The following is a 25,406-nucleotide window of genomic DNA, read 5'->3' on the forward strand; positions in this document are numbered from 1 at the left end:
ACGCTCTTGCGGATCGCTCCGATGAGCCTCCTGCGCAAGGCTGCCCTCCGTGCGGTTGCCGTCCTGACGGGTTGCGTGCTCATCATCGCCAGCCTCCTCGCGCTCGACCGCGCCTTTCCGCCGCCGATCCCCGAAAAGCCGGCCGTCTCGGCCGAAGTGCTGGATCACGACGGCCAGCTCCTGCGCGCCTATGCGGCGTCCGACGGCTACTGGCGGCTCGCGACAAGCCTCGATCAGGTCGACCCGAACTTCGTCGACATGCTGATAACCTATGAGGACAAGCGCTTCTGGGATCACGGCGGCATCGATCCGCTGGCGATCGCACGCGCCGCCCTCCAGTTCGTCACCCATGGCCGCATCGTTTCCGGCGGCTCCACGCTCTCCATGCAGCTTGCCCGGCTCATCGAGCCGCGCGACAGCCGCTCCGTCGCCGCCAAGCTCAAGCAGGCGCTGCGCGCGTTGCAGATCGAGCGGCGCCTGTCGAAGCGCGAAATTCTCGAACGCTATCTCACCCTCGCCCCCTATGGCGGCAATCTGGAAGGCGTGCGCGCCGCTTCTCTCGCCTGGTTCGGCAAGGAGCCGAAGCGGCTGACGGTCTCGGAGGCCGCCCTTCTGGTAGCGCTGCCGCAAATGCCGGAAAAGCGCCGGCCCGACCGCAACCTGAAAACCGCCGGGGCCGCGCGCGACCGTGTGTTGCAGCGCATGGTGGAAGCCGGGAAACTGGGCGAGCGCGAGGCCGCGCGCGCAGCGCTGGACAGCGTGCCGGGCGCCCGTCGCGCCCTGCCGGCACTCGCCGCGCACACGGCCGACCTCGCCCTGAAGACGGCCCGGGCCGGCGTTCCGCCCCGCCTGACGCTCAAGAAAAGCGTGCAGCAGGGGCTGGAGGCGGTCGCCCGCAACGCGGCGGCAAAGCTGGGACCGAAACTGTCGGTCGCCATGATGATGGCCGATTCCCGCACCGGCGACATCCTCGGCGAGGTCGGCTCGGCGTCCTATTTCGACGGCGGCCGCGCCGGCTGGATCGACATGACCCGCACCCTGCGCTCGCCCGGCTCGACGCTGAAGCCGTTCATCTACGGCCTCGCCTTCGAGCAGGGCATGGTGGCGCAGGAAACCCTGATCGAAGACAGCCCCGCCGACTTTTCCGGCTATCGGCCAAAGAATTTCGACATGGGCTATCAGGGCGACGTCTCCGTCCGCCAGGCGCTGCAACTGTCGCTCAACGTTCCGGCCGTCCGCGTGCTGGACGCGGTCGGGCCGGCGCGGTTGATGGCGCGCTTCCGCCAGGCCGGCGTCAGCCCGGCGCTGCCGCTCAACCAGGCGCCGGGGCTGGCCATAGGCCTCGGCGGCGTGGGAATGAGCCTGCGCGACCTCGTCCAGCTCTATTGCGGGCTGGCCAATGGCGGCCGCGTCGAGCCCCTGCGCGACGGCACCGGGAAGGAAGCTGCAAAGGAAGCGGCGACCACCCTGCTCGATCCCGCCGCCAACTGGCAGGTCATCGATATATTGTCGGGCGTGCGGCCGCCCGAAGGCGCCGCGCCGCGCGGCATCGCCTACAAGACCGGCACGTCCTACGGCTACCGTGACGCCTGGTCCGTCGGCTTCGACGGCCGTTACGTGCTGGGCGTGTGGGTCGGCCGCGCCGACGCCGCCGCCATCCCGGGGCTCTCGGGCTACGTCTCGGCCGCGCCCATCCTGTTCGAGGGCTTCGCCCGCTCGGGCCTCGCGGCCGTGCCGCTACCCCCGCGCCCGGCCGGCGTGGTCGTTCCCCGGCGCGAGGACCTGCCGGTCACGCTGGCCCGTTTCGGCCCCGCCAGCGGCGCAGGCAATGTCGCGGGCGTGGCGGAACCCGCGCCGCGCATCGTCTTCCCGCCGGACGGCGCGCGCGTCGATCTCGGCGCGGCGTCGAGCGAGGCCTCGCCACTGGTGCTGAAGCTGCAAGGCGGGCGGGCGCCGTTCCGCTGGCTGGCCAACGGCAAGCCGCTTTCCGGCCTCGATCGCACCCGCACCGCCACATGGCAGCCCGACGGCGCCGGCTATTCGACGCTGACGGTCATCGACGCGGCCGGCCGCGCCGCCAGCGTCAAGGTGTTCGTGGAATAGAGCCGCCGGCAACCCGGCTTCACGACGGCCGCTCGAAGCACCACCACGATGGCGAGGATGAAATTTCTCCTCAGCCGCCCGCATCGTCCCAAATTTTCTCCCCCGCGCCAAAAAAGATAACATCCGCCTGCGTTCAATTTCTACTATTTCGGTAGATTAAAGCCGTCTTCAACGGAGGCGGAAATGGCCGCACCTCATTTCAGAACCCTTGTCGCCGCGCTGGTAGCGGGCACCGTGCAGTTCGGCGTGCTGGGCTTTGCGTTCGCCGACACAACCATCCTCAATGTCTCCTACGATCCGACGCGCGAACTCTACAAGCAGTACGACGAAGCCTTCGTCGCCCACTGGAAGGCCCAGACGGGCGAGACCGTCACCATCCAGCAATCGCATGGCGGCTCGGGGGCGCAGGCGCGGGCGGTCATCGACGGGCTGGCGGCCGATGTCGTGACGCTGGCGCTGGAAAGCGACATCAACGCCATTGCCGACAAGTCCCACAAGATCGCTCCCGATTGGCGCGGCAAATTCGAAAACAATTCAGCGCCTTACACCTCGACCATCATCTTCCTCGTCCGCAAGGGCAACCCCAAGGGGATCAAGGACTGGGGCGACCTGGTGAAGGACGGCGTGCAGGTCATCACGCCGAACCCGAAGACTTCCGGCGGCGCCCGCTGGAACTATCTCGCCGCCTGGGCCTATGCCAACGCGCAGGACGGCGGCGACGAGGCCAGGACGAAGGAATTCATCGGCAGGCTCTACGCCAACGTGCCGGTGCTCGACACCGGCGCGCGCGGCTCCACCGTCACCTTCGCACAGAAGGGGCTGGGCGACGTGCTGCTGGCGTGGGAAAACGAGGCCTATCTGGCACTCAGCGAGTTCGGCGCCGACAATTTCGATATCGTCTATCCGCCGAGTTCGATCCTGGCCGAGCCGCCGGTGGCCGTGGTTGACGGCAATGTCGACGACAAGGGCACGCGCAAGGTGGCCGAGGAATACCTGAAATATCTCTATTCCAAGGAAGGCCAGACGATCATCGCCAGCAACCACTATCGGCCGGCCAAGCCCGATCTGGTCCCCGCCGAGACGCTCGGCTGGGAAACCAAGGTGAAGCTGGTCACCATCGACGATCCGCAATTCGGCGGCTGGAAAAAAGCCCAGCCCTACCACTTCGGGGATGGCGGCATCTTCGACCAGGTCTATAAGCCGGCCCAGTAGAGACCGCGCAGGACCCGAAGCAGGGATACGAAGGAGAGTGGATAAAGCATGACTATGGCGCCCGCGGTGGCGGGGGGACGGTTTCGACAGCCGAGTGTCATTCCGGGTTTCGGATTGACGCTCGGCTTCACGCTTGTCTACCTCGTCCTCATCATCCTCATCCCGCTCTCGGGCCTCGTATGGCGCTCCGCCGCGCTGGGCTGGCCCGAATTCTGGAAGATCGCCACCGACACGCGCACGCTGAAGGCGCTGGAGATCAGTTTCGGCACCGCGTTCGTGGCCGCCGCGGTCAATGTCGTGTTCGGCACGCTCGTGGCCTGGGTGCTGGTGCGCTACGATTTCCATGGCCGCCGCATCGTCGACGCCATGGTGGACCTGCCCTTCGCCCTGCCCACCGCGGTGGCCGGCATCGCGCTGACCACGCTTTATGCGCCCAATGGCTGGCTCGGCAAGCCGCTCATGGCGCTCGGCGTCAAGGTCGCCTATTCGCCGCTCGGCATCGTGGTCGCGCTGATCTTCGTCGGCCTGCCCTTCGTCGTGCGCACGGTGCAGCCGATCATCGAGGAAATCGACAAGGAAGTGGAGGAGGCCGCCGCCACGCTCGGCGCCAGCCGCTTCCAGACCATCTCGCGCGTGCTGTTTCCCGGCCTTGCCCCGGCCATCCTGACCGGCTTCGCGCTGGCCTTCGCGCGCGGCGTCGGCGAATACGGCTCGGTCATCTTCATCGCCGGCAACCTGCCCAAGATCTCCGAGATCGCGCCGCTGCTCATCGTCATCCGGCTGGAGGAATACAATTACGCCGCCGCAACCGCGATCGCGGCGATCATGCTGGCGCTCTCCTTCGCGATGCTGCTGGTCATCAACCTTCTCCAGACATGGAGCCGCAAGCGCTATGGCTGATCCCCAGATCGAAACGGATGACCCGGAACATGAAACGCGCTCGGCGGCGGTGACGGAAAGCCGTCCCGCGCGCATCGCCCTGATGGCGATCGCCTTCGCATTCCTCGGCATCTTCCTCGTCCTGCCGCTTTTCATCGTTTTCCAGCAGGCCTTCGCCAAGGGACTGAAGGCCTACCTGACGTCGCTGGGCGATTCCGACACCCGCGCTGCGATCCGGCTCACCCTTCTGGTAGCGGCGATCTCGGTGCCCCTGAATGTCGTTTTCGGCGTCGCCGCCGCATGGGCGATCGCCAAATTCGAGTTCAAGGGCAAGGCGTTCCTCACCACGCTGATCGACCTGCCCTTCTCGGTCTCGCCGGTCATTTCGGGCCTCGTCTATGTGCTGCTGTTCGGCGCGCAAAGCGCGCTCGGGCCCTGGTTCAAGGCGCACGGCATCGAGATCCTGTTCGCCGTGCCGGGCATCGTGCTGGCCACCATTTTCGTCACCTTCCCCTTCGTCGCGCGCGAACTGATCCCGCTCATGCAGGAACAGGGCACGGGCGACGAGGAGGCCGCGCTGTCGCTCGGCGCCAACGGCTGGCAGACCTTCCGCTATGTGACGCTGCCGAACATCAAATGGGGCCTGCTCTACGGCGTTCTGCTGTGCAACGCCCGCGCCATGGGCGAATTCGGCGCCGTTTCCGTGGTGTCCGGCCACATCCGTGGCCAGACCAACACCATGCCGCTGCATGTCGAGATCCTCTACAACGAGTACAATGCTGTCGGCGCCTTCGCCGTGGCCTCGCTGCTGGCAGGCCTCGCGCTGGTGACGCTGGCGCTCAAGACCATTCTGGAAATCCGCTACGGCCATGCCATCGCCGGCAGCCGCGGACACTGACGGGGAAGCTTTTCGATGGAAGTTCGCGTTGCCAATGTGCGCAAGGAATTCGACCGGTTCCCGGCGCTGCATGACGTGTCGCTCGACATACGCTCGGGCGAGCTGATCGCGCTGCTCGGCCCCTCGGGCTCGGGCAAGACCACGCTTCTGCGGCTGATCGCGGGTCTGGAGCGGCCGACGCGCGGCAAGATCTTCTTCGGCGAGGAGGACGCCTCGCAAAAATCGATCCAGCAGCGCAATATCGGCTTCGTCTTCCAGCACTACGCGCTGTTCCGCCACATGACCGTGGCTGACAACATCGCTTTCGGTCTCAAGGTGCGCCCCGCCGCCAGCCGCCCCCCGGCGGCAGACATCCGCAAACGGGCCCTGGAACTGCTCGACCTCGTGCAGCTTTCGGGATTGGAAAACCGCTACCCCGCCCAGCTTTCCGGCGGCCAGCGCCAGCGCGTGGCGCTCGCCCGCGCCATGGCGATCGAGCCGAAGGTGCTGCTGCTGGACGAGCCCTTCGGCGCGCTGGACGCGCAGGTGCGGCGCGATCTGCGCCGCTGGCTGCGCGATATCCATGACGCAACCGGCCACACCACCGTCTTCGTCACCCATGACCAGGAGGAGGCTCTGGAGCTGGCCGACCGCGTGGTGGTGATGAGCCAGGGGCGCATCGAACAGGTGGGCACGGCCGACGAGGTCTACGACACGCCGAACTCGCCCTTCGTCTACGGTTTCATCGGCGATTCCTCGTCGCTGCCGGCCAAGGTGGAGGACGGGCAGGTCTGGGTCGCGGACCGGCCCGTCGGCCTCTCCGTCGACGGCGTGCCTGAAGGCAAGGGTACGCTGTTCTTTCGTCCGCACGATGTCGAACTGCTCGACGGCTGCGGCGGCTGCATCGCCGGCACGGTCGCCAACAGCCGCCGCGTCGCCGAGACGCGGCGCGTGGAACTGGAAATCGGCGGCGACCGCAGGCGCGTGGAGATCGAACTGCCGATCGACCATCCGGCCGCACAGAAGAGCCGCGTCGCCTTCCGCCCGCGGCGCTGGAAACTGTTTCCCTCCGAGGCTTGATGCGGCGTCGGCACGGAAACCCCATTCCACTTGTCCGCGATATTCGGGTAGATTTTTCCGTTCAGGCCAAGGCAGAGGCAGATCGGTGCCTCGTCTTGGCGGCGGCGCCCTTTATGGTGCGGTCATCTCTGGCACTTTTTCCTTAGGGAGCATCCATGAAACGCCTATTCCTCGCCGGCGCGGCCCTTGCCGGACTGCTGCTCGCATCCGCTTCGGCCAATGCGGCCGACAAGCTGCTGAACGCGTCCTACGATGTCGGGCGCGAGCTGTTCGTACAGATCAACAAGGCGTTCGTGGAAAAGCATCCCGGCGTGACCATCGACCAATCGCACGCGGGCACCTCCAAGCTGGCGCGTTCCATCGTCGACGGTCTGGGCGCCGACGTCGTCACCTTCAACCAAGTCCCGGACGTGCAATTCCTGGTCAAGAACGGCTATGTCTCGGCCGACTGGCAGAAGAACTTCCCCAGCAACGCCTCGCCTTTCTATTCCATGCCGTCCTTCCTGGTGCGGGCCGGCAATCCGAAGAACATCAAGGACTGGGACGACCTCGCCCGCGACGGCGTGCAGGTGATCTTCCCCAACCCGAAGACCTCGGGCAATGCGCGCTACACCTATCTGGCCGCGACCGCCTACGCCAAGGAGAAGTTCAACGGCGACGAGACCAAGGTGAAGGAGTTCGTCACCAAGATCTTCAACAACGTGCCGGTGTTCGACACCGGCGGGCGCGCCGCCACCACGACCTTCGCCGAGCGCGGCATCGGCGACGTGCTGATCACCTTCGAGTCCGAAACGCAGGGCATTGCCCGTGAATACGGCACCGACAACTACCAGCAGGTCACGCCGTCCGTCAGCCTGCTCGCGGAATTCCCCGTGGCGGTCGTCGACAAGGTGGCCGAGGAACACGGCTCGCGTGATCTCGCCAAGAGCTATCTCGATTTCCTCTACACGCCCGAAGGCCAGAAGATCGAAGCCGAGAACGGCCTGCGCGTGCGCGACGAGAAGGTGGCGGCCGAGTTCAAGGACAAGTTCCCGGCGGTGAAGCTCGTCACGGTCGAGGACGTGTTCGGCGGCTGGGACAAGGTGCAGGCCGAACACTTCGCCGACGGCGCTCTGCTCGACCAGATCTACGGCAATCGCTGAGCCCTGCCGCGGATGGATCGGAAAAGCCGGCGCTGCCGGCTTTTCTTTTATGGAATGCGAGCCATGGCCAGCGAAAGCCCGGTAAAATCAACGGCTTTCATATTGTATATCATTTCGCTGGACTCTATGTTGTTCGCAAGTATGCGACGCCGCGTAGGAAGCGTCGCAACGATTGCGTTTCAGTCTGAACTGTCCCGGGCATGCTCACCAAGAAAGGCAAATACGGTTTGAAGGCGCTCGTGCATCTGTCGCGATTGCCGCCGGATCGTCTCGCCTTCGTCAACGACATCGCCGTCGCCAACAACATCCCGAAGAAGTTCCTCGACACCATACTGGGCGAGTTGCGCAATGCCGGCTTCGTTCAGAGCCGCAAGGGCAAGGAGGGGGGCTATCGCCTTGCCCGGCCGGCCTCGGAGATCAGGATCGGCCATGTCGTGCGCGTGCTGGACGGTCCGCTGGCGCCCATTCCCTGCGCCAGCCATACGCAATATCAGAGCTGCGACGATTGCGACGAGGCCACCTGCCAGGTCCGCCACATGATGATGGAGGTGCGGCAGGCGATCGCGAACGTGCTCGACAACCGCAGCCTCGCCGCCATGCGGGACGCCGACAACGACGATTTTCCCGCCAATCTCAGCGTCGGGCTGTAATGCTTTCAGGCCGTCGCCGGCATGGCGCGCCGCGCCTGCCACGACAGGAACAGGATCACCGCGAGATTGAGCAGGTTCCAGGCGATGCCGTTCAGGAAGGCGGCGGCGTAGGAGCCCGTCTCGTCATATATCCAGCCTGACATCCAGCCGCCGATCGCCATGCCGAATATGGTCGCCATCATCACCAGGCCGACCCTCTGGCCGGCCTCCGCGGCCGGCATGTAGTCGCGTACGATGATGGCGTAGCAGGGCACGATGCCGCCCTGCGACAGCCCGAAAACCAGCGACACGACGTAGAGCGAGGCGAGCCCATCGAAGGGGATGTAGAGCACCAGCGACAGGCATTGCAGCGCCGAGCCCAGCAGCAGCGTGTTCACCGCGCCGATGCGGTCCGCCAGGAAGCCCGAGCCGATGCGGCTTACCACCCCGGCCGCCAGCATGATGGAGAGCATGTCGGCGCCGCGCGCCACGCCGTAGCCGAGATCCATGCAATAGGCGACGATATGCACCTGCGGCATCGACATGGCCACGCAGCAGCCGAGGCCGGCGAGGATGAGCAGCGCCTGCAATGTCCCCGGAGACAGGGAGATGGGCTGGACCCGCCGGGGCCCCTGGGTGGCGCCGGATGCCGAAGCCGCCGGGGCGGAGCGCCGCAGCAGCAGCGTCAGCGGAACCATGGTGACCAGGCACACGATCCCGATGACCACATAGGTGAAGCGCCAGCCCTCGGCCGCCATCATCGAAGGCATCACGGCCGGCCACAGGGCTCCGGCGATGTAGTTGCCCGAAGCCGCCGCCGTGACCGCGAGCCCGCGGCGGCGCGTGAACCAGTGGGAGATGTCCGACATCAGCGGCCCGAAGATCGCGGCCGTGCCCAGGCCGATCAGCAATCCCTGGATCAGCGCGAATTGCAGGATGGACTGGGCGAGCGCGCCGGCCAGATAGCCGATGCCGAGCGCCACGGACGAAACCAGCGCGGGCATCCAGTAGCCCATGCGGTCCACGGCGCGGCCGACCAGCACGTTGCCGGCGGCGAAACCGACCATGGTGGCGGTGTAGGGCAAGGAGGCGTCGGCCCGGTCCACGCCGAACTCGGCCTGCACCGCCGGCAGCACCACGACCACGGACCACAAGCCGACGGCGCCGATGGTGCCGAGCAGGATGGAAATCGCCAGCCGCCGCCACGCATAGGCTCCGTCGAGCGTCGGCTCCGCATCCGCGGTCAGCAAGGAATTCAGGTTCATCGCCGCGATTCGCTCGTTTCTCGAAGCGGCCACTATCGCGCCCTGCCGCACGGCACGGCAGCGCCATCATGGTGCGACCGTTCGGTCCAGCCGGATCGTCACGGCCGTGGAGGATCGGAACCTGCTCCCCTGCCCGTCCATTGAGTTCGGAATCCGCAGGCAAGGAGAAGACCCATGGCTGCCCAGCACAAACGAAAATGGTCGCACGATGTCACCGAGCACAGCGATGCGCTGGACCTCGAGGAACATATCTTCGAATCCGACGACCCGAAGAAGATCGCCGCTTCCTTGAAGCGCTCGGCCGAGCACAGCCATCGCCGCAAGGCGGAGCCGTTCCAGTCGGCGATGTCGATGCTGAACTTCTACATCAACCGCGCCGGCAAGAACCTGCCGCAAAAGCAGAAGAAGGTGCTCGAAGACGCCAAGGACGAGTTGCGTGCCGCCTTCGGCCGCGACAGGCAGGATTGAACCTGCAAGGCGCCTATGGCCGTGAAATCACGCCGTCCTTGGTCAGTTGCATGTTGGTCAAGGCGCGGTCGGCGTGTTCCAGCCGCCAGCTCAGCATCTTCTGCGCGTAGGCGGCCACCGTCGCGGCCATTTCCGGCCGGGGGGCGAGATTTTTCATCTCGCTCGGATCGGCGGCCATGTCGAACAGCAGCGGCGGCAGCGCGGCGAAATGAACATATTTGTAGCGCCGGTCGCGAATGGCCGCGTAGCTGCACTGGTCGGAGGTGATGCCAAGCGCGGTTTCGGCACGCTGCGTCGCCACATTGCGAAAATCATGCTCGAAGAACACCGCCTCGCGCCAGCCGTCCGGCACTGTGCCCTCCACCAGCGGCAGCAGCGAGCGCCCGTCGCATGTGCGCGGCGCCTGCATGCCCAGCCAGTCGAGTATGGTCGGCATGATGTCCACCGCCTCGGTGAAGGCGTCGATACGGCCGCCGCGCGCGGCATCCGCTTCGCGACGCGGGTCCCAGATCACCAGCGGCAGATGGAAGGCCGGGTCGAAATAGATCTCCTTGCCCCAGACATGGTGCTCGCCCAGCATCTCGGCATGGTCACTGGTGACGACGATCAGCGTGCGCTCATATTCGCCGGTGCGCTTCAGGTGCGCGACGATGCGGCCGACATGGTGGTCGACCTCCGCGATCAGCCCGTAATAGGCGGCGCGCATCTGCCGGATTTCCAGCTCGTCCGCCGAAACCGGATCGATCGGGCTGTGCTCGTCATAGCGCCCCGGTTCGCTGATGCGCTCCAGTTCATACGCCAGCAGCGGATGCTGGCGGCACTCCTCCTCGACCGAGGCGGCGCGTACCGGGAATTCGACGTCGGCGGGATCGAGCAGCGCGTTGTACGGCTCCGGCGCGATCAGCGGCGGGTGCGGTCGATAGAAGACGACATGGGCGAACCAGGGCTTGCCCTGCCGCACCGAAAGCCATTCGAGGAAGCGGTCGGCGAGATAGGCCGTCTCGCTGTGCTCTGCCGGGAACACGGTCGGGATATAGCGGAAGCCGCGATCTGCCGGCTTGTCGAAACCGGGGCGTGGCCGGAAGGCGTCGTCGCGGCCGGCGGGCACGTCGTAACCCTTGGCGGCGAGGTCCGCGATCCAGGCCTCCATGTCGTCTGGAAGGTGCAGCGGCGTCACGAAGCCCGGCATCACGCCCTTGTCGTAGCCGGTCAGCACCGGATCGTTCGGGTCGCGCCCGCGCGGGTCCATGCTGGTGTCGGTATAGCCGAACAGCGCCGGCTCATAGCCGGCCTTGCGCGCTTCCAGCGCGATATTGGTGTGGCGTGCGTCCAGCGGCGTGCCGTTGCGGCCCGAACGATGGTTCATCAGGTAGAGCCCGGTCAGCAGGCTGGTGCGGGAGGGGCCGCAAGGCGTGCACTGGCCGAAATGGTTGGAGAACAGCACCCCGTCGGCCGCCAGCGCGTCGAGGTTCGGAGTGCGCACATTCGGGTGACCGAGCGCCGAGAGGCAGTCGCCGCGCCACTGGTCGGCGCAGATGAAAAGCACGTTGGGCCGCATGGTCCTGTCCTGTCGAAAATCCTCAGCCGCCATTGGCCGGCGCGCGGCCGACCACCTTGTCGGTGTTGGCCAGCAGCTTGCGCACGGCGTTGCGCGCCGCATCCGGCCGTTGCAGGCGGATGTTCTTCTCGATCGCCTCATGCAGCTTCTGCGCATGGTCGAAATCGTCGCCCTCGCGCGTCACATGCACGAAAAGATGGTCGAACGCCTGTTCGATCAGTACGCCGAGCGGCACCAGGAGATCGTTGCCGGCGGCCCGCAATATGGCCAGATGGAAGCGCGTGTCGGCCCGCGTTCGCGCCTCCAGCGTCGGTGCCTCCTTCATCTCGCGGCAGGCGCGGCTGATCTCCTCCATCTGCGCGTCGTTGCGCCGCTGGGCGGCGAAGGCGGAGGCCTCCGGCTCGATGATGTGGCGAAACTCCTGCACCGTCTTGAGGAAGGTCGCGCGGTCGGGCGAAGTCGCGTACCAGCCGAGCACATCGCGATCGAGCAGGTTCCAGCGCTCGCGCGGCTCGACCCGGCTGCCCACCTTCGGGCGCGACGCGAGCAGGCTCTTGGCCATCAGCATCTTCATCGCCTCGCGCACCGCGGAGCGGCTGACGTTGAAGGTCTGCGCCCATTGCGCCTCGTTCGGCAGGATGGCCCCCGGCGCGTAGTCGCCGCGCACGATCCTGAGGCCGATTTCGTTCGCCACCGAAGCGTGCACGCTTTCGCTCCGCCGGCCGGCCTTCGTCGTCTTCGCTTGCGCCATCCTCACCCTCTTCCTGCCGGCCCATCCAAGAAGCCGGTTCGCCGTGATGTCAAGCCGGCTCGTCAAGCCGGCTCGGGCGAAACTCGACGGGGCAGAGACTTCCCGTCGCGAAAGGCTTATCGTCGGCGCCACCACAGGATCGGAACACGGACATGACTGCACCTGAAAGCGAACGGATCGGCTTCATCGGGCTCGGCTTCATGGGGCACGGCATGGCCAAGAACATCCTGGAAAAGGGCTATGCGCTGACGTTCCTGGCCCATCGCAACCGCGAGCCCGCGGAGGACATGCTGAAGCGCGGCGCCTCCGAGGCCGCGACGGCCGGCGAACTGGCGGCGCGGTCCACCATCGTCTTCCTCTGCGTCACCGGCTCGCGCCAGGTCGAGGAGATCGTTCGCGGCAAGAACGGCCTGAAGGAAGGATTGAAGAAAGGCTCCGTCGTTGTGGATTGCTCCACCGCCGACCCCACCTCGACCACGGCGCTGGCGGCCGAGTTGGCGCAGATCGGCGTCGATTATGCCGACGCGCCGCTCGGCCGTACGCCGAAGGAAGCCTGGGAAGGCACGCTGGACACCATGGTCGGCGCCACCCACGAGGTGTTCGCCCGGCTGAAGCCTGTGCTGGAAACCTGGGCCGGCCGCATCGTTCACATCGGCACCGTGGGCGACGGCCACCGGATGAAACTGCTGAACAACTTCCTGTCGCTCGGCTACGCCGCGCTCTATTCGGAAGCGCTGGCGCTCTCGGCCAAGGTCGGCATCTCGCCGCAGCGTTTCGACAGCGTCATCCGCGGCAGCCGCATGGATTGCGGCTTCTACCAGACCTTCATGCGCTGGGTGCTGGAAGGCGACCGCGACGCGCACAAGTTCACCCTCGCCAACGGCCTCAAGGACCTGACCTATCTGGAATCGATGGCGAATGCAGCGGGCGTTATGAATCCGCTGGGCAACGCCGCCAAGAATTCCTTCCGCGGCGCGGTCACCGCCGGCACCGAGGAATATGTGCCGATGCTGGCCACCCATGTCGGCCGCGTCAACGGCGTCGATCTCGATCCGAAGCCGAAGAAAGGCTAGTTTCCGCCGGCGAAGTGACCGATGAACTGGCGGAAGCTCGGTGACGCTCCTTCACCGAACATCTCGTGCGGCGTGCCCGAACTGTCGACCAGACCGTCGCGCATGAAGACGACGCGGTTGGAGACGTTGCGGGCAAAGCCCATCTCGTGCGTCACGACCAGCATGGTCATGCCCTCCTCCGCCAGCGCGCGCATCACGCGCAGCACCTCTCCCACCAGTTCGGGGTCCAGCGCCGAGGTCGGCTCGTCGAACAGCATCACCTTCGGCTTCATCGCCAAGGCGCGGGCGATCGCGGCGCGCTGTTGCTGGCCGCCGGAAAGATGCGCCGGATAGGCGTTTGCCTTGTCGGCGATGCCGACTTTTTTCAGCAGCGCCTGCGCCTCCTCCACGCATTCGGCGCGCGGGCGCTTCAGCACATGCACCGGCCCCTCGATGACGTTCTGCAGGATGGTCATGTGGGACCACAGGTTGAACGACTGGAACACCATGCCGAGCTCGGCGCGGATGTGGTCCACCTGTTTCTGGCTGGCCGGACGGCTGTGCGCACCGCTCTTCATCATGCGGATCAGCTCGCCGTCCACCAGCACCTCGCCGTCGTCGGGCATCTCCAAGAGGTTGATGCAGCGCAGGAAAGTGGACTTGCCCGAGCCGCTGGGGCCGAGCACGGAGATGACGTCTCCGTCCCTCGCCTCCAGCGAGATGCCGCGCAAAACCTCGTGATGGCCGAAGCTCTTTCGGATGTTGCGGACGGAAAGTCGGGTTGTATCTGGCATTTTCTCTCCGCGATGGCTCAAGGCTTCCGCATGGGCGGCGCGGCCTTCAGGTGATGCGACAGCGAGCGCTCCAGCAAGCCGAGCGCCTGCAGCACGATGAAGTTGAGCACCAGATAGATCAGCGCCGCGCACAGGAACACTTCCATGGTGCGATAGGTCTGCGAGATCAGCCGCTGCGCCACGCCGGTGACTTCCCAGACCGTGACGAGGCTCGCCAGCGCGGTCGATTTCATCATCAGCACGATTTCGGTCGAATAGGCCGGCAGCGCGTAGCGGAAGGCGATGGGAGCGATGATGCGGCGCACCAGCAGGAAGCCGGACATGCCGATGGAGCGCGCCGCCTCGATCTCGCGCGGCGAGATGGAGCGGATGCCGCCCCGGAAGATCTCGGCCGAATAGCCGGCCGTGCACAGCGCCAGCGACAGCACCGCGCACACGAAGGGTTCGCGCAGGAACGGCCATAGCGGCCCGTTGCGGACGAAGGAGAATTGCGCCAGGCCGTAGAAGATCAGGAACATCTGGATGAGCAGCGGCGAGCCGCGGAACACGAAGATGTAGCCGCGGGCGAAGGCAGCCAGCGCCCGGTTGCCGGAAACCCGCATCCATACGATCAGCAGCGCCAGCAGGCCGCCCGTCGTCACCGAGAGCGCAAACAGCGCCAGCGTCGTCGGCACCGCTTTCAGCAGCGTCGCCATGGTGCTTCCGAGGAAGGCGAAATCCATGGCTAGACCTGCCCCATGGCCGAAGGCATGGAGCGGTTGGCGCGCCGCTCGGCCTGGTTGAAGATGCGGTCCGACAGGCTGGTGAGCACCAGATAGAGCGCGCCGCCGACGATGAAGAACAGGAAATACTGCCGCGTCGAGCCCGCCGCCACCTGGCTGGTGCGCATCAGTTCGGCGAGGCCGGTGACGGAGATCAGCGCCGAATCCTTGAGGCTGAGCTGCCAGACATTGCCGATGCCCGGAAGGGCGTAGCGCAGCACCTGCGGCATCACGATGCGCCGGAAACGCAAGGCCCTGTGCATGCCGATGGCCGAAGCCGCCTCCAGTTCGCCCCTGGAGATTGCCAGATAGGCGCCGCGGAAAACCTCCGCCTGGTAGGCGCCGGAGATGATGCCCACCGCAAACGCCCCGGCGAGGAAGGACGGCAGGCCGAGGAAGCCTTCATAGCCCAGCGCCTGACCGATATTGGTGACGGCGGTCGAGCCGCCGAAATAGATCAGATAGATGATGAGCAGTTCCGGCACGCCGCGGAAGACGGTGGTGTAGACATTGCCGAGCACCACCGGCAGCCAGCGCCCCGACAGCTTGGCGGTGGCGACGATGGCGCCGAGCACCGCGCCGATGGCCAGCGCAGCAGCCGTGACCGCCAGCGTCATCAGCGCCGCCAGCAGCAGCAGCGCGCCCCATCCCGTCTGGCCGAAGCCGAGCAGTTCCAGTGTCGACATCGCGTGCACCTCCCCTCAGGCCGCCTGCGCCGCGCGCAGCCGGTCGAGGCAGGCCCGCGCCGCAGCGTTGGACGGCGCGGGCTGCGAACCGTTACTGCGGAGAGACGTCGGTCTTGAACCACTTCTCCGAGAGCTTCTTGACGGTGCCGTCGGCCAGGGCCGACTTGATGGCGGCGCTGAACATGTCGCGCAGGTCGGTGTCAGACTTGCGCACGCCGAGCCCCTCGCCCTCGCCCCAGATCGGCCCGGCGATCTCCGGCCCGGTGAAGACCAGCGCGCCCTTGGCGGCATCGAAGGCATTGTTGAAATAGACGGCGTCGTCGAAGCCGAGGTCGATGCGCCCGTTCTGGAGATCGATGTCGCGGTCGGCGCCGGTCTTGTATTCGCGCACCGTGGCCGTGTCGCCGAAATTGTCATAGATGAACTTTGCGTAGACCGTGGCGGCCTGGATGCCGATGGTCTTGCCCTTGAAGGCTTCCTTCAGCGCCTCGACTTCCTTCACGCCGGTCTGGCCGGGTTCCATCCTGATCGTGGCGCCGGTGCCCGCGGCGTTTGCCAGCGCACTGTCCTTGGCCGTGGCGAAGGCGGCCGGCGTCGCGGCATAGGGCACGGTGAAGTCGATCACCTGCTTGCGCTCGTCGGTGATCGACAGCGCGTCCATGATCATGTCGAACTTGCCGGCGTTGAGCGCCGGGATCATGCCATCCCAGTCGGAGGCGACCAGCTTGCACTCGACCTTGGCCCGTTCGCACAGCACCTTGGCCAGCTCCGGCTCGAAACCGCCCAGCGAACCGTCCGCATTGGTCATGTTCCAGGGCGCATAGGCGCCTTCCAGCGTGATCGTCACGGTCTTCCAGTCCTTGGCGGCGGCAGGAGCCACCAGCCCGGCAAACGCCAGCGCGCCGGCCAGGACGAATGTGCGGAACGTCATGGAAATTCTCCTCAAGAGGTTTGCAAATGACTTGCGATTTCCGCCGGTCTTGCGCCGGCTTGCCGCGCGATCCCTCCAACGACGGAAGAACCCGAGATCAAAGGCACAATATGAGCCATTTCATCCGGTGCAAGAGGGATTCGGCTGCCGCGCTCCAGTTCGGATGGCCGCTCCCCGAAGTCTGCCGGCCGGCTTTCGCCGCCGCGAGGTTCCAAAGCGCGGTTGGTCTTGTTACGGTAGGCCGATGAAGGCAGCAATCCTTGGCCCTTTGGGCGCCCTAAGCCTTGCCGCAGCCGCGTTGACCGGCTGCGCGTCCTCGTTCGGCTCTGCAAAGCCGGTCGACCCGGCAAAATACGCCGCCATGAGCTGCCCCGACCTCAACTCCGCCCTGGGCGGGACGTCGAAGGGCATATCGGCCACCGCGATCAGCCGCGGAAAGGTCTCGCAATGGAGCGTTCCCTTCTGGGTGCCGGGCGGCACGAAGGCCGTTTCCGCCATCCAGAAAAGACAGACCGGCAAGATCGAGCGCCTGCAAGGCGAGGAACGCGCGATCTATTCCGCCAGGCAGAGCCGCTGCTGAACAGGCGCGGCGGCGGTCATGCCTGCGGCTGCCCGTCTGCGATGGTGCGGCAGTTGGCCCGCCACCACACGATGTGGCCGTCGGGCACGAGGCCGTCGAGAAGTTTCATCGCCGCCTGGGCGACCTCGGGCTCGTCATAGAATTCGATCACGATGGGCAGGTCCGCGACCAGGCGCAGGAGGTCGGCGGCATGGACCGTGCCGCTGGCGCCGAAACCGGCAACGCCGCGGAAGACGGTGACCCCTTTCACCCTTTGCCGGTCGTGCAGCAGCGCCAGGATCTCCTGTTGCAGGTTCGTGCGCCGGCCCTGCTCCGCCTCATGGATATAGATGCGCACGACGACGACTTCGCTGCTCATGGGGCCGTGACCTTCACAAGATGCGGGCGATGTAGGCGCCGCCGAAGGCGCCGATGAAACCGACGCCCACCGAAAGCACCACATAGAGCGCCGCCTTGCCGAAGCTACCCTGTTCGACCAGCAGCAGCGTTTCCATTTCAAAAGTGGAGAAAGTGGTGAAACCGCCCAGCCCGCCGGTGAGGATGCCGGCCCGCAGTTCCGGCGGGATGACGAGGCGCTCCAGCGTGTTGATGAACAGGAAGCCCATCAGGAAGCTGCCGAGAAGATTGATGCTCAGCGTGGCGTAGGGGAACTCGCGACCGAAGACCGCCTGCACCAGGTTGGTCATTGCGAAGCGCGCCCAGCAGCCGACGACGCCGCCTATGGCGATGGCGATGTAAGTCCACATGATTTCCTTCGTCTTCCTCGTGTCAGTGACGGCGACGCCGGAGCGGGCAGGCCCCAGTCGGTGCAGGATGAAAATTGTGTCTTAAAGGGCGCAAAGCCGCGAGTTGGCCAGCCGGCGGCCGGACGCGACGGGCGGAATGCGCAGGCCGGAAAGCGCCCGCAATCCACGACGTAGGCTGGAACAAAGTGGTCGGGGAAAAATCCATAGCTCCTCCTTGCCTCTCAAACGGCACCCGGAGGAGTCATGAGCCCTAAGGGCGGTTACAAGGCGAACTCCATCACCTCAACCGATGATAGAGGTGCCGCGTGGCGGAAGTCAATCTGTCCCGGGCCTGTGACCGGCCAGAGGTCAGGCCCGATGCATTGCCGCCCCGCCAGCCGCCCGGGAAGCGGGCAAAGGCGACGTCCGATCGTCATCAGCGTGTTTAAAAGATTCTATTTGCTTGGAGCTCACGCCCTGTGAGGGCAAGATGCCTTGCGGGGGTGTCTGGAGGAGAAATGAGAGCACGGCAGGCCACTGTTGGCGACCTCGAAACCGTTTTCCACGACCTGTCCAAACGCATGTCGGACGAGTATGCCGCTGCCGGCAAGGACAGCAAATTCGCCTATGACAATCTGATGATGAACCTGGGAGAAGGCCGCGCCCATGTGCTTCTCCAGGACGACCGTCCCGTGGCCATTATCGCGTGGCACGAAGAGGACGACGCCGCGGACACGCTTTTCGCTGCGCAGGACGACTTTTTCTCCGCTTCGACGGTGCGCTTTTGCAAAGGGCACATCCGCCGGATCCAGGCGCTGACCGGCAACCTGCCGATTCGATCGCGGAGCTGGATCGACCATCCCGATGTCGGTCGATGGTTCCAGATCATCGGCTATGTCGAACAGGAGCGGCAGAACGGGGCGCGATTGTTCGTTCTGCCGCCTCTGTAGGTCCGGCCTAAGGGCCTGGCGGCGCGACCTACGACCGCCCGGTCCGGAAACGCGAAAGCCTGAAGGGCGCCGCGTCCACCACGGGATTGTCGTTGGCGACGAGGTCGGCCGTGAGCCGGCCCGCCCCCAGCCCTATGCCGAAGCCATGGCCCGAATAGCCGGTCGAGACGGTCAGGCCGGGCACCGATTCGACGCGGGAAATGACCGGCACCACATCCGGCGTCACGTCGATCAGGCCCGCCCATTCCTCGGCGACGCGCGCGTCGCGGAACTGCGGAAGCGCCTGCCGCAGATTGCGCCAGGCCTTGGTGATGTCCCGTTTCAACGGCGCGGGATCGAGCGTCAGCCCCGCCCGCGGCGTCGCGGCCGTTCCGCCGCCGGCCATGCTGGCGAAAGTTCGCCGGCCGGCATGCAGGCGGATGGTGCGCCACTCGTCCTTCATGAGCGGCAGGAAATCCGAAAGGAAACGGAAGGAATCGGCGACGATCTCCCCCGTCATCGTCGCCCCGTAGCCGATCGTATAGCCGCCGTCCATGCGCCGGCGGGTGGAGAAGCCGCCGCCCTTGATCGAGACGGACGGTCCGCCCGCGACCGGGGTGGTGCGCAGCACCGATTCGATGACGGGCAGTTGCGGCAACCCGATCCCCAGGGGACGCAGCAGCGCGCTCGACCATGCGCCGCCGGCGATCACGACCTGGCTGCAGGAAATGCGCCCGCCCTCCACGGCGACGCCCGATATGGCGCCGCCCGAAAGCTCGATGCCCACAACGGCGCGGCCGGTGTGGATGCGGGCGCCGGCGCGCTTGGCGGCCGCGGCGATGGCGGGCGCCGCCAGCCCCGGCTCCGCCCGTCCGTCCGACGGGCAGTGGAGCGCCTCCTTCCAGTTCCCGCGATGGTCGGGAACCAGCGCCGCGATCTCGGCGGAGGAAATCATCCTGCAATCGACGTCGTAGCTTTTGGCCTTGTCGAGCCAGCGGTTGGCGTCTTCGATCTGGCGGTCGGTCGACAACACGTTGAGCGTTCCGCAGGTCGCAAACCCGCTGACCGCACCGATTTCATTGTCGAGCGAGCGCCATAGCCGCAGGCTCTCCAGGATCAGCGGAATCTCGCGCACGTCGCGCCCCTGCGCGCGACACCAGCCCCAGTTGCGGCTCGACTGCTCGCAGCCGATTTCCGACTTCTCCAGCAGCGCGACGGAGATGCCGCGCCGGGCGAGGAAAAGCGCCGTGCTGCAGCCGATGATGCCGCCGCCGACGACCACGACATCGGCGCCTTCGCCCGTCCATTGGGACGGCGTCACCTTGTCGACCCTTGGCGCCATGCCGATACCCCTCCCCACCGGTTGCCGTTCGTGCGGCATGTCGTAGCGCGCCGGCGCGGCCGCCGCCAGTGCCTCCTTGCCAGCGTCATAGGGCATTCGCCGCGCATCGGTCGGGGTCGAATTATCTGGCCGCGCCCTGCTGCGTGTCCGAGGCCGTCGTCGCGGCAGCCAGCAACGGTTCGATCACCGGCAGGAAGCGTTCGACCATGCGACCGACGCCTTCGCCGTTGGGATGCATCCCGTCATCCTGCAACAGCGCCTTTTGCGCCGCGACGCCGTCGATGAAGAACGGATAGAGCGTGACCCCGTGCCGGTCGGCCAGGAGCTTGTAGATGCCGTCGAAGGCCTTCTGGTAATCCGGGCCGAGATTGGGCGCGGCGCGCATGCCGGCAAGGATGACCTGGACGCCGCGGGCCTTGAGGCGCGAGATCATCGCGTCCAGGTTTTTCTCCGTCAGGGCGGGCTCGATACCACGCAACATGTCGTTGGCGCCCAGTTCCAGAATGACGAGCCGCGTGCCTTCCGGCACCGACCAGTCCAGCCGGGACAAGCCGCCCGACGAGGTGTCGCCGGACGCGCCGGCATTGTCGATCGTCACGTCGTAGCCCTTGGCCTTCAATGCGGCTTGCAGCTTCTCGGGGAAGGTTTCGCCCGGCGGCAGCCCGAAGCCGGCCATCAGACTGTCGCCGACGGCCACTATCCTGTACGGCTCCGCCTTGGCCGCCGCCGGCGAGAAAGCCAGCAGAAGCGATGCCATGAGCGTGAGCGCGAAATATTTGATTGCCGTCATAACCAACCCATATGAGCAAAGCCGCCGGGATCCTTTCTCCGAAATAGGGAATTTCTTGTGACAAGCCCAGTGATCGAGCCGAAGCCGGCGATCGACCTCAAGGAAGTCCGGTTGCGGCTCGGCACCGGGGCCTCCTCGGTCCAGGTACTGGACGGCGCGACGCTGGAGGTCGAAGCGGCGGAGGCGGTCGGCATCGTAGGTCCGTCGGGCTCGGGCAAGTCGACCCTGCTGATGGTCATTGCCGGCCTGGAGCAGGTCGATTCCGGCGCGGTCGGGATCGCCGGCGAGAAACTGAACGGGCTGAGCGAAGACAGGATCGCGGCCTTTCGCGGCCGCAATGTCGGCATCGTCTTCCAGTCGTTTCACTTGATCCCCAACATGACCGCGCTCGAAAATGTCGCGGTGCCGCTGGAACTTGCCGGCCGGCGCGACGCCTTCGAAGCGGCGCGGCGCGAACTCGCGGCCGTCGGTCTCGCGGCGCGGGCTTCCCACTATCCAGGCCAGCTTTCCGGCGGCGAGCAGCAACGCGTGGCGATAGCGCGCGCACTTGCGCCGGAGCCTCCGATCCTGATCGCCGACGAGCCGACCGGGAATCTGGACCAGGCCACGGGGCGGCAGATCGCCGACCTCCTGTTCGCCACCGTCCGCTCGCGGGGCATGACGCTGGTGCTGGTCACGCATGACCCGGCATTGGCCGCCCGGTGCGACCGGCAGGTGCACATGCGCTCGGGACGGATCGAACCCGATGCTGAGACTGGGAAGGGAGCCGCGCTGTTGCGCGCCTGAACCGTTTCAGGGCGGGCGATACGCATCGTCCAACCGGCTATCGTTTAACAGGGCGCGAAGGCGCTATCGACACGAGGCTTCGAGAAGAGACATTTTAATCGAAGCGACCGATGCAATGCAGCACTGCTCTGCGGAAGCGCCACCTTCACAATGATGCCGCCCGCGAGTGGCGGTCCGGCCGGAGCCAGCCTTGACCTACCTGCCCTTCCGCTTTGCCTTGCGCGAAATGCGCTCCGGACTTTCCGGCTTCCTGATCTTCATCGCCTGCATCGCGCTCGGCGTCGGTGCGATCGGCGGCGTCAATTCGGTCGCGCGCTCGATCGCAGCAGGGATTGCCGACCAAGGGCAAACGCTGCTTGGCGGCGACCTCCGCTTCGAACTCAACCAGCGCGAGGCGGACGCCCGCGAACTGGCCTTCCTGAAGGGGCTCGGAGAACTCGCGGCAAGCGCCGAAATGCGCTCGATGGCACGCCTGGTCGATGGCTCCGACCAGGCGCTGGTCGAGGTGAAGGCGGTGGACGACCGCTATCCTCTTTTCGGGGCGCTGCGGACGGAGCCCGCGCTGGACAGGTCGAACCTGTTCGGTGAAGCAAACGGCGTGTTCGGAGCGGCGGCGCCCGATCTGCTTTTCGAGAGGCTCGGCCTGAAGGTCGGCGACAGGATAAGGCTCGGCAGCGCGACCTTCGAGCTCCGCGCCGTGCTGGTCGACGAACCGGATGCAATTTCGCAGGGTTTCGCGTTCGCGCCACGTCTTCTGGTGTCGCTTGAGGGGCTGCACGCATCCGGGCTGGTGCAGCCGGGCAGCCTGGTCGAACACAGCTACAAGCTGAAGCTTCCCGCCGGCACCAGCGACGCCGGGATCAAGGCGGCCGTGGAGGAGGCGAACCGCGCCTTCCCGCAGGCGGGCTGGAACGTGCGGACGCGCGCGAACGCGGCTCCGGCGCTGTCGTCCAGCATCGAGCGCTTTTCGCAATTCTTGACACTGGTGGGGCTGACGTCGCTGGTGGTCGGCGGCGTGGGCGTCGCAAACGCCGTGCGGGCATATCTGGACGGTAAGCGCGGGGTCATCGCGACCTTCAAGAGCCTCGGCGCATCGGGCGGCTTCGTGTTCGGCGTCTACCTCATCCAGATCCTCATGATCGCGTCCATCGGCATCGCCGCCGGACTCCTCATCGGCGTGCTGATGCCGTTTGCCGCGCAAGCGGCGCTGAAATCGCTGCTGCCCCTGCCCGCCGCGACCGGCGTTTACCCTTCGGCGCTGGCGGTCGCGGCGCTCTTCGGCGTGTTGGTGACCCTGCTGTTCGCCCTGCTGCCCCTCGGCAGGGCCAGGGACGTGCCCGCGACGGCGCTGTTTCGCGAGGTAGGCCTCGAAAGCCGCGGCTGGCCGCGTCCGGCCTACCTGTCGGCCGCCGCCGCGATCGGCATCGCGCTAGCCGCCCTCGCCGTTCTCGTCGCCGACGACCGGCGCATCGCGACGATCTTCGTTGCGGCGACCATCGCTTCGTTCCTGATCCTGCGGGCCGTGGCCTGGCTCGTCCAGTGGCTTGCCCGCAAAAGCCCTGTCGTGCATTCCGTGCCGTTGCGGCTGGCGGTCGGCAACATCCACCGCCCCGGCGCGCTGACGCCGTCGGTCGTGCTGTCGCTCGGCCTCGGACTGACGCTTCTGGCGACATTGGCGCTGATCGACGGCAACCTGCGGCGGCGGATCGCCGACAGCCTGCCGGCGCAGGCTCCGAACTTCTTCTTCGTGGACATCCAGGCCGCCGACGCCGACCGGTTCGCGTCGTTCCTGTCGCAGGAGGCGCCCGGCGCGGAGATCCAGCGCGTGCCGATGCTGCGCGGCAGGGTCGTGGCGCTGAACGGTGTCGAGGCGCAGAAGGTGAAGGTCCCCCCGCAAGGCGCCTGGGTGCTGCGCGGCGATCGCGGTATCACCTATTCGGACAGTCCGCCGCAGAACGCCACGCTCTCGGCCGGCAAGTGGTGGCCGAAGGACTATTCGGGCGAGCCGCTGGTGTCGTTCTCGGCCGAGGAAGCCGCCCAGATCGGCCTCGGCATCGGCGATACGGTCACCGTCAACGTGCTCGGCCGGAACATCACCGCGCGCATCGCCAGCCTGAGGAAAGTGCAGTGGGAAACGATGGGCATCAATTTCGTGATGGTGTTCTCGCCCAACGCCTTCAGGGGCGCGCCGCATAGCTGGCTGGCGACCCTGGCGATGAAGGACGCCACCCCCGCCGGCGAAGCCAGGGTGCTGAACGCGGTGACCAGGGAGTTTCCGACGGTGACGACGGTGCGGGTCAAGGATGCGCTGGACATCGTGAACCGGCTGGTGTCGCAGCTTGGTGTCGCCATCCGGGCGGCCGCGGCCGTCGCGCTCGTGGCTTCGGTGCTGGTGCTGGCCGGGGCGCTGGCCGCCGGCAACCGCGGGCGGATGCACGACGCGATCGTGCTCAAGATGCTGGGGGCGACGCGCAGGACGCTGATCGCCGCCTTCGCGCTGGAATATCTCCTGATCGGGCTCGTCACCGCTGTCTTCGCCCTTGCCGCCGGCGCCGCCGCGGCCTGGTATGTGGTCGCGCGCGTGATGCGCCTGCCATCGGAGTTCCTGCCGCAAGTGGCAACCGCCACGATCGCCGTCTCGCTCGTCCTGACGGTCGGGTTCGGGCTGGCCGGCACCTGGCGCATCCTCGGCCAGAAAGCCGCGCCGGTGCTGCGGGAACTGTAGCTTGGCTGAAAACCGCCGCGCCGCACCCGACGACGAAGCAGTTGATATCGCAGGGCGGCACAAGGCGGGACCGGAAGGCGAACAAGGCCGGCCCGGCCCTTCATGCCGCATGAACGTCGCCATCTTGGCTCGTCCGGCGAGCCGCCTGCCCTGCCTGAGGGTAGAGAGAGCGGTTCCGGTTGATGGAATTCCCGGAACCGCTCGGTCACATTATTCTACGCGCTTCCGGACACGAAGCCCTTTCACGCTGTTGCTGAAACCGCTTTGCCGGCAGGTGCCTATTTGGCGGCCGCCGCCTCGGCGATCCAGCCGTCGAATTGTTTCTGGTTTTCGGCGACCCAGCTCTCGGCCAGCTTCTTTATATCGCGGTTGCTGTTGCCCTTGTTGAGCGCAGCTTCCCAGGACGACCAGGTGGGCAGCGGCCACTTCGCCGTCTCCGCAAGCTTGCGCACGGCCGGATTCTTATCGAGGAAATCACGATTGGCGACGATCAGCCAGTTCCAGGAACCAACCGTCATGCGGCAGGGATCCTGATTGCCGGCGCAGCCCTCCACACCCTTAACGTCGCTGCCATTGCCCCGCGATACGCCCTCGGGAAGTGCTTCGTAGGGAATGGGAAGCCACACCACGTTCTTGCCCGGAACCAGAGCGTCCGTGATCCAGGACGGGCTCCAGGTATAGTAAAGCACGGGCTCGCCGCGCCGCGCACGCGCAAAGGTTTCGGCCATCAGCGCCTCATACTTGGCGCGTACCGAATGGACGGTCCCGGAAAGCCCAAATTTCTCGATCTGATAGTCCACGACATCGCCGCAACTCCAGCCGGGGTCGCAGTTGATCAGGTCGGCCTTGCCGTCACCATCGGTGTCGAACAGCGCGGCGAGCTTGGGATCTTTCAGTTGTTCGATGTTGGTGATGTTGTGGGCTTCGGCCGTCTTCTTGTCGATGACGTAGCCGTTTATGCCGCCGCCTTCGATCGTGCCGTCGCCAACCAAAGTCAGCTGCTTTTCCACCTGCCGGAAGGCAGGTTCACGCTGGGGCCAGTTGATGTCTCCCGTCATGTCCAGGTCGCCCTGCGCAGCCGCCTGGAAAAAGGTGGCGACCCCAAGCGTCTGCAGGTTCACCTTGTAGCCCAGCTTTTCCAGCGCCATGATCAGGATTTGGTCCTGAACGTAATTGGCGCCGAGACTGTCGTTCTGGGCGAAATTGACCGTCTTGCCCTCTCCCGGCAGAGGCCCGGCATCGGCAGCGGTTATACAACCGGCCGTAAGTGCCGCGGCTGCCGCGATCGCCAGCCAGCGGGACATATGGAAAGCACTTGACCTCATAACTCCTCCTTTGGGT

At 66.1% G+C, this 25,406-nt stretch carries 25 protein-coding genes and 1 riboswitch; of the genes, 13 read left to right on the top strand and 12 right to left on the bottom strand.

Going from position 1 to position 25,406, the window contains the following annotated elements:
* Positions 1–21 precede the first annotated feature (21 nt).
* The 7 genes from pbpC (at position 22) to QU595_RS16930 (ending at position 7,943) form a co-directional block, all read left to right on the top strand.
* Positions 22–2,103, top strand: a complete 2,082-nt coding sequence (gene pbpC, locus QU595_RS16900) for a penicillin-binding protein 1C (RefSeq protein ID WP_315923978.1) — start codon at positions 22–24, stop codon at positions 2,101–2,103.
* A gap of 183 nt (positions 2,104–2,286) precedes the next feature.
* A complete protein-coding gene (locus QU595_RS16905; protein ID WP_315923980.1) occupies positions 2,287–3,315 on the top strand; it encodes a sulfate ABC transporter substrate-binding protein in 1,029 nt (342 codons plus the stop codon).
* 48 nt (positions 3,316–3,363) lie between these two features.
* Positions 3,364–4,215 carry a sulfate ABC transporter permease subunit CysT gene (cysT, locus tag QU595_RS16910; RefSeq protein ID WP_315923982.1) on the top strand — a complete coding sequence of 284 codons (852 nt, stop codon included), beginning with the start codon at positions 3,364–3,366 and terminating at the stop codon, positions 4,213–4,215.
* Positions 4,208–5,092, top strand: coding sequence for a sulfate ABC transporter permease subunit CysW (cysW, locus tag QU595_RS16915; protein ID WP_315923984.1), 885 nt, complete (start codon positions 4,208–4,210; stop codon positions 5,090–5,092). Before cysT ends, cysW begins: the two co-directional genes overlap by 8 nt.
* Before the next feature lie 15 nt (positions 5,093–5,107).
* Positions 5,108–6,151: a sulfate/molybdate ABC transporter ATP-binding protein gene (locus QU595_RS16920; protein ID WP_315923986.1), complete on the top strand. Its 1,044-nt coding sequence runs from the start codon at positions 5,108–5,110 to the stop codon at positions 6,149–6,151.
* Positions 6,152–6,306: 155 nt separating this feature from the next.
* Positions 6,307–7,293, top strand: a complete 987-nt coding sequence (locus QU595_RS16925) for a sulfate ABC transporter substrate-binding protein (RefSeq protein WP_315923988.1) — start codon at positions 6,307–6,309, stop codon at positions 7,291–7,293.
* A 200-nt stretch (positions 7,294–7,493) separates the two neighbouring features.
* Positions 7,494–7,943, top strand: a complete 450-nt coding sequence (locus tag QU595_RS16930) for an Rrf2 family transcriptional regulator (RefSeq protein ID WP_315923990.1) — start codon at positions 7,494–7,496, stop codon at positions 7,941–7,943.
* Between the two features lie 5 nt (positions 7,944–7,948).
* Here the strand turns inward: QU595_RS16930 and QU595_RS16935 are convergent, their stop codons facing one another.
* On the bottom strand, positions 7,949–9,187 hold the full coding sequence (locus QU595_RS16935; protein ID WP_315923992.1) for an MFS transporter: 1,239 nt from the start codon (positions 9,185–9,187) through the stop codon (positions 7,949–7,951).
* A gap of 174 nt (positions 9,188–9,361) precedes the next feature.
* Here QU595_RS16935 and QU595_RS16940 point away from each other — a divergent pair, with 174 nt between their 5' ends.
* Positions 9,362–9,655: a DUF3175 domain-containing protein gene (locus tag QU595_RS16940; RefSeq protein WP_315923994.1), complete on the top strand. Its 294-nt coding sequence runs from the start codon at positions 9,362–9,364 to the stop codon at positions 9,653–9,655.
* A 13-nt stretch (positions 9,656–9,668) separates the two neighbouring features.
* On the opposite strand, the gene QU595_RS16945 is transcribed toward QU595_RS16940, so the two are convergent.
* Positions 9,669–11,213: an alkaline phosphatase family protein gene (locus tag QU595_RS16945; RefSeq protein WP_315923996.1), complete on the bottom strand. Its 1,545-nt coding sequence runs from the start codon at positions 11,211–11,213 to the stop codon at positions 9,669–9,671.
* Between the two features lie 22 nt (positions 11,214–11,235).
* Positions 11,236–11,964: a FadR/GntR family transcriptional regulator gene (locus QU595_RS16950; RefSeq protein WP_315923998.1), complete on the bottom strand. Its 729-nt coding sequence runs from the start codon at positions 11,962–11,964 to the stop codon at positions 11,236–11,238.
* A 152-nt stretch (positions 11,965–12,116) separates the two neighbouring features.
* On the opposite strand from QU595_RS16950, the gene QU595_RS16955 reads away from it, so the two are divergent.
* Entirely contained in the window at positions 12,117–13,037 is a 921-nt protein-coding gene (locus tag QU595_RS16955) for an NAD(P)-dependent oxidoreductase (protein ID WP_315924000.1), read from the top strand.
* Here QU595_RS16955 and QU595_RS16960 read toward each other — a convergent pair.
* The 4 genes from QU595_RS16960 to QU595_RS16975 all read right to left on the bottom strand — a co-directional run bounded on the left by QU595_RS16960 (position 13,034) and on the right by QU595_RS16975 (position 16,188).
* Complete coding sequence (locus tag QU595_RS16960) at positions 13,034–13,810, bottom strand: ABC transporter ATP-binding protein (protein WP_315924002.1); 777 nt, start codon at positions 13,808–13,810, stop codon at positions 13,034–13,036. The genes QU595_RS16955 and QU595_RS16960 overlap by 4 nt on opposite strands.
* A gap of 17 nt (positions 13,811–13,827) precedes the next feature.
* Positions 13,828–14,532: an ABC transporter permease subunit gene (locus tag QU595_RS16965; protein WP_315924004.1), complete on the bottom strand. Its 705-nt coding sequence runs from the start codon at positions 14,530–14,532 to the stop codon at positions 13,828–13,830.
* A gap of 2 nt (positions 14,533–14,534) precedes the next feature.
* Positions 14,535–15,257: an ABC transporter permease subunit gene (locus QU595_RS16970; protein ID WP_315924006.1), complete on the bottom strand. Its 723-nt coding sequence runs from the start codon at positions 15,255–15,257 to the stop codon at positions 14,535–14,537.
* Positions 15,258–15,348: 91 nt separating this feature from the next.
* Positions 15,349–16,188 (bottom strand): transporter substrate-binding domain-containing protein, encoded by an 840-nt coding sequence (locus QU595_RS16975; RefSeq protein ID WP_315924008.1) that lies wholly within the window; start codon positions 16,186–16,188, stop codon positions 15,349–15,351.
* Positions 16,189–16,432: 244 nt separating this feature from the next.
* Here QU595_RS16975 and QU595_RS16980 point away from each other — a divergent pair, with 244 nt between their 5' ends.
* The gene (locus tag QU595_RS16980; RefSeq protein WP_315924010.1) at positions 16,433–16,768 is read left to right on the top strand and encodes a hypothetical protein; all 336 of its coding nucleotides are present in this window, start codon (positions 16,433–16,435) and stop codon (positions 16,766–16,768) included.
* A 16-nt stretch (positions 16,769–16,784) separates the two neighbouring features.
* Here the strand turns inward: QU595_RS16980 and QU595_RS16985 are convergent, their stop codons facing one another.
* Positions 16,785–17,126 carry a DUF190 domain-containing protein gene (locus QU595_RS16985; protein ID WP_315924012.1) on the bottom strand — a complete coding sequence of 114 codons (342 nt, stop codon included), beginning with the start codon at positions 17,124–17,126 and terminating at the stop codon, positions 16,785–16,787.
* 13 nt (positions 17,127–17,139) lie between these two features.
* Entirely contained in the window at positions 17,140–17,514 is a 375-nt protein-coding gene (gene crcB / locus QU595_RS16990; protein WP_315924014.1) for a fluoride efflux transporter CrcB, read from the bottom strand.
* 228 nt (positions 17,515–17,742) lie between these two features.
* Positions 17,743–17,805, bottom strand: a riboswitch (Fluoride riboswitch).
* Between the two features lie 206 nt (positions 17,806–18,011).
* Between crcB and QU595_RS16995 the strand changes: the two genes are divergently transcribed.
* Positions 18,012–18,443 carry a hypothetical protein gene (locus QU595_RS16995; protein WP_315924016.1) on the top strand — a complete coding sequence of 144 codons (432 nt, stop codon included), beginning with the start codon at positions 18,012–18,014 and terminating at the stop codon, positions 18,441–18,443.
* A gap of 28 nt (positions 18,444–18,471) precedes the next feature.
* On the opposite strand, the gene QU595_RS17000 is transcribed toward QU595_RS16995, so the two are convergent.
* Both QU595_RS17000 and QU595_RS17005 read right to left on the bottom strand, forming a co-directional pair.
* On the bottom strand, positions 18,472–19,860 hold the full coding sequence (locus QU595_RS17000) for an FAD-binding oxidoreductase (protein WP_315924018.1): 1,389 nt from the start codon (positions 19,858–19,860) through the stop codon (positions 18,472–18,474).
* 25 nt (positions 19,861–19,885) lie between these two features.
* Positions 19,886–20,554 carry an arylesterase gene (locus QU595_RS17005; RefSeq protein ID WP_315924019.1) on the bottom strand — a complete coding sequence of 223 codons (669 nt, stop codon included), beginning with the start codon at positions 20,552–20,554 and terminating at the stop codon, positions 19,886–19,888.
* A 57-nt stretch (positions 20,555–20,611) separates the two neighbouring features.
* Between QU595_RS17005 and QU595_RS17010 the strand changes: the two genes are divergently transcribed.
* Complete coding sequence (locus QU595_RS17010; protein WP_315924022.1) at positions 20,612–21,340, top strand: ABC transporter ATP-binding protein; 729 nt, start codon at positions 20,612–20,614, stop codon at positions 21,338–21,340.
* A gap of 226 nt (positions 21,341–21,566) precedes the next feature.
* On the top strand, positions 21,567–24,065 hold the full coding sequence (locus QU595_RS17015) for an ABC transporter permease (RefSeq protein ID WP_315924513.1): 2,499 nt from the start codon (positions 21,567–21,569) through the stop codon (positions 24,063–24,065).
* Between the two features lie 278 nt (positions 24,066–24,343).
* Here QU595_RS17015 and proX read toward each other — a convergent pair whose 3' ends face one another.
* Positions 24,344–25,390, bottom strand: a complete 1,047-nt coding sequence (proX, locus tag QU595_RS17020) for a glycine betaine/L-proline ABC transporter substrate-binding protein ProX (protein ID WP_315924023.1) — start codon at positions 25,388–25,390, stop codon at positions 24,344–24,346.
* Positions 25,391–25,406 lie beyond the last annotated feature (16 nt).

The sequence above is a fragment of the Mesorhizobium sp. SP-1A genome (assembly GCF_032460275.1).
In the GTDB taxonomy this organism is placed as follows: domain Bacteria; phylum Pseudomonadota; class Alphaproteobacteria; order Rhizobiales; family Rhizobiaceae; genus Mesorhizobium.

Coding starts and splice junctions, on each gene's coding strand:
- pbpC (WP_315923978.1), top strand. CDS start 22: ATGAGCCTCCTGCGCAAGGCTGCCCTCCGTGCGGTTGCCGTCCTGACG.
- QU595_RS16905 (WP_315923980.1), top strand. CDS start 2,287: ATGGCCGCACCTCATTTCAGAACCCTTGTCGCCGCGCTGGTAGCGGGC.
- cysT (WP_315923982.1), top strand. CDS start 3,364: ATGACTATGGCGCCCGCGGTGGCGGGGGGACGGTTTCGACAGCCGAGT.
- cysW (WP_315923984.1), top strand. CDS start 4,208: ATGGCTGATCCCCAGATCGAAACGGATGACCCGGAACATGAAACGCGC.
- QU595_RS16920 (WP_315923986.1), top strand. CDS start 5,108: ATGGAAGTTCGCGTTGCCAATGTGCGCAAGGAATTCGACCGGTTCCCG.
- QU595_RS16925 (WP_315923988.1), top strand. CDS start 6,307: ATGAAACGCCTATTCCTCGCCGGCGCGGCCCTTGCCGGACTGCTGCTC.
- QU595_RS16930 (WP_315923990.1), top strand. CDS start 7,494: ATGCTCACCAAGAAAGGCAAATACGGTTTGAAGGCGCTCGTGCATCTG.
- QU595_RS16935 (WP_315923992.1), bottom strand. CDS start 9,187: ATGAACCTGAATTCCTTGCTGACCGCGGATGCGGAGCCGACGCTCGAC.
- QU595_RS16940 (WP_315923994.1), top strand. CDS start 9,362: ATGGCTGCCCAGCACAAACGAAAATGGTCGCACGATGTCACCGAGCAC.
- QU595_RS16945 (WP_315923996.1), bottom strand. CDS start 11,213: ATGCGGCCCAACGTGCTTTTCATCTGCGCCGACCAGTGGCGCGGCGAC.
- QU595_RS16950 (WP_315923998.1), bottom strand. CDS start 11,964: ATGGCGCAAGCGAAGACGACGAAGGCCGGCCGGCGGAGCGAAAGCGTG.
- QU595_RS16955 (WP_315924000.1), top strand. CDS start 12,117: ATGACTGCACCTGAAAGCGAACGGATCGGCTTCATCGGGCTCGGCTTC.
- QU595_RS16960 (WP_315924002.1), bottom strand. CDS start 13,810: ATGCCAGATACAACCCGACTTTCCGTCCGCAACATCCGAAAGAGCTTC.
- QU595_RS16965 (WP_315924004.1), bottom strand. CDS start 14,532: ATGGATTTCGCCTTCCTCGGAAGCACCATGGCGACGCTGCTGAAAGCG.
- QU595_RS16970 (WP_315924006.1), bottom strand. CDS start 15,257: ATGTCGACACTGGAACTGCTCGGCTTCGGCCAGACGGGATGGGGCGCG.
- QU595_RS16975 (WP_315924008.1), bottom strand. CDS start 16,188: ATGACGTTCCGCACATTCGTCCTGGCCGGCGCGCTGGCGTTTGCCGGG.
- QU595_RS16980 (WP_315924010.1), top strand. CDS start 16,433: ATGAAGGCAGCAATCCTTGGCCCTTTGGGCGCCCTAAGCCTTGCCGCA.
- QU595_RS16985 (WP_315924012.1), bottom strand. CDS start 17,126: ATGAGCAGCGAAGTCGTCGTCGTGCGCATCTATATCCATGAGGCGGAG.
- crcB (WP_315924014.1), bottom strand. CDS start 17,514: ATGTGGACTTACATCGCCATCGCCATAGGCGGCGTCGTCGGCTGCTGG.
- QU595_RS16995 (WP_315924016.1), top strand. CDS start 18,012: ATGAGAGCACGGCAGGCCACTGTTGGCGACCTCGAAACCGTTTTCCAC.
- QU595_RS17000 (WP_315924018.1), bottom strand. CDS start 19,860: ATGCCCTATGACGCTGGCAAGGAGGCACTGGCGGCGGCCGCGCCGGCG.
- QU595_RS17005 (WP_315924019.1), bottom strand. CDS start 20,554: ATGACGGCAATCAAATATTTCGCGCTCACGCTCATGGCATCGCTTCTG.
- QU595_RS17015 (WP_315924513.1), top strand. CDS start 21,567: ATGCGCTCCGGACTTTCCGGCTTCCTGATCTTCATCGCCTGCATCGCG.
- proX (WP_315924023.1), bottom strand. CDS start 25,390: ATGAGGTCAAGTGCTTTCCATATGTCCCGCTGGCTGGCGATCGCGGCA.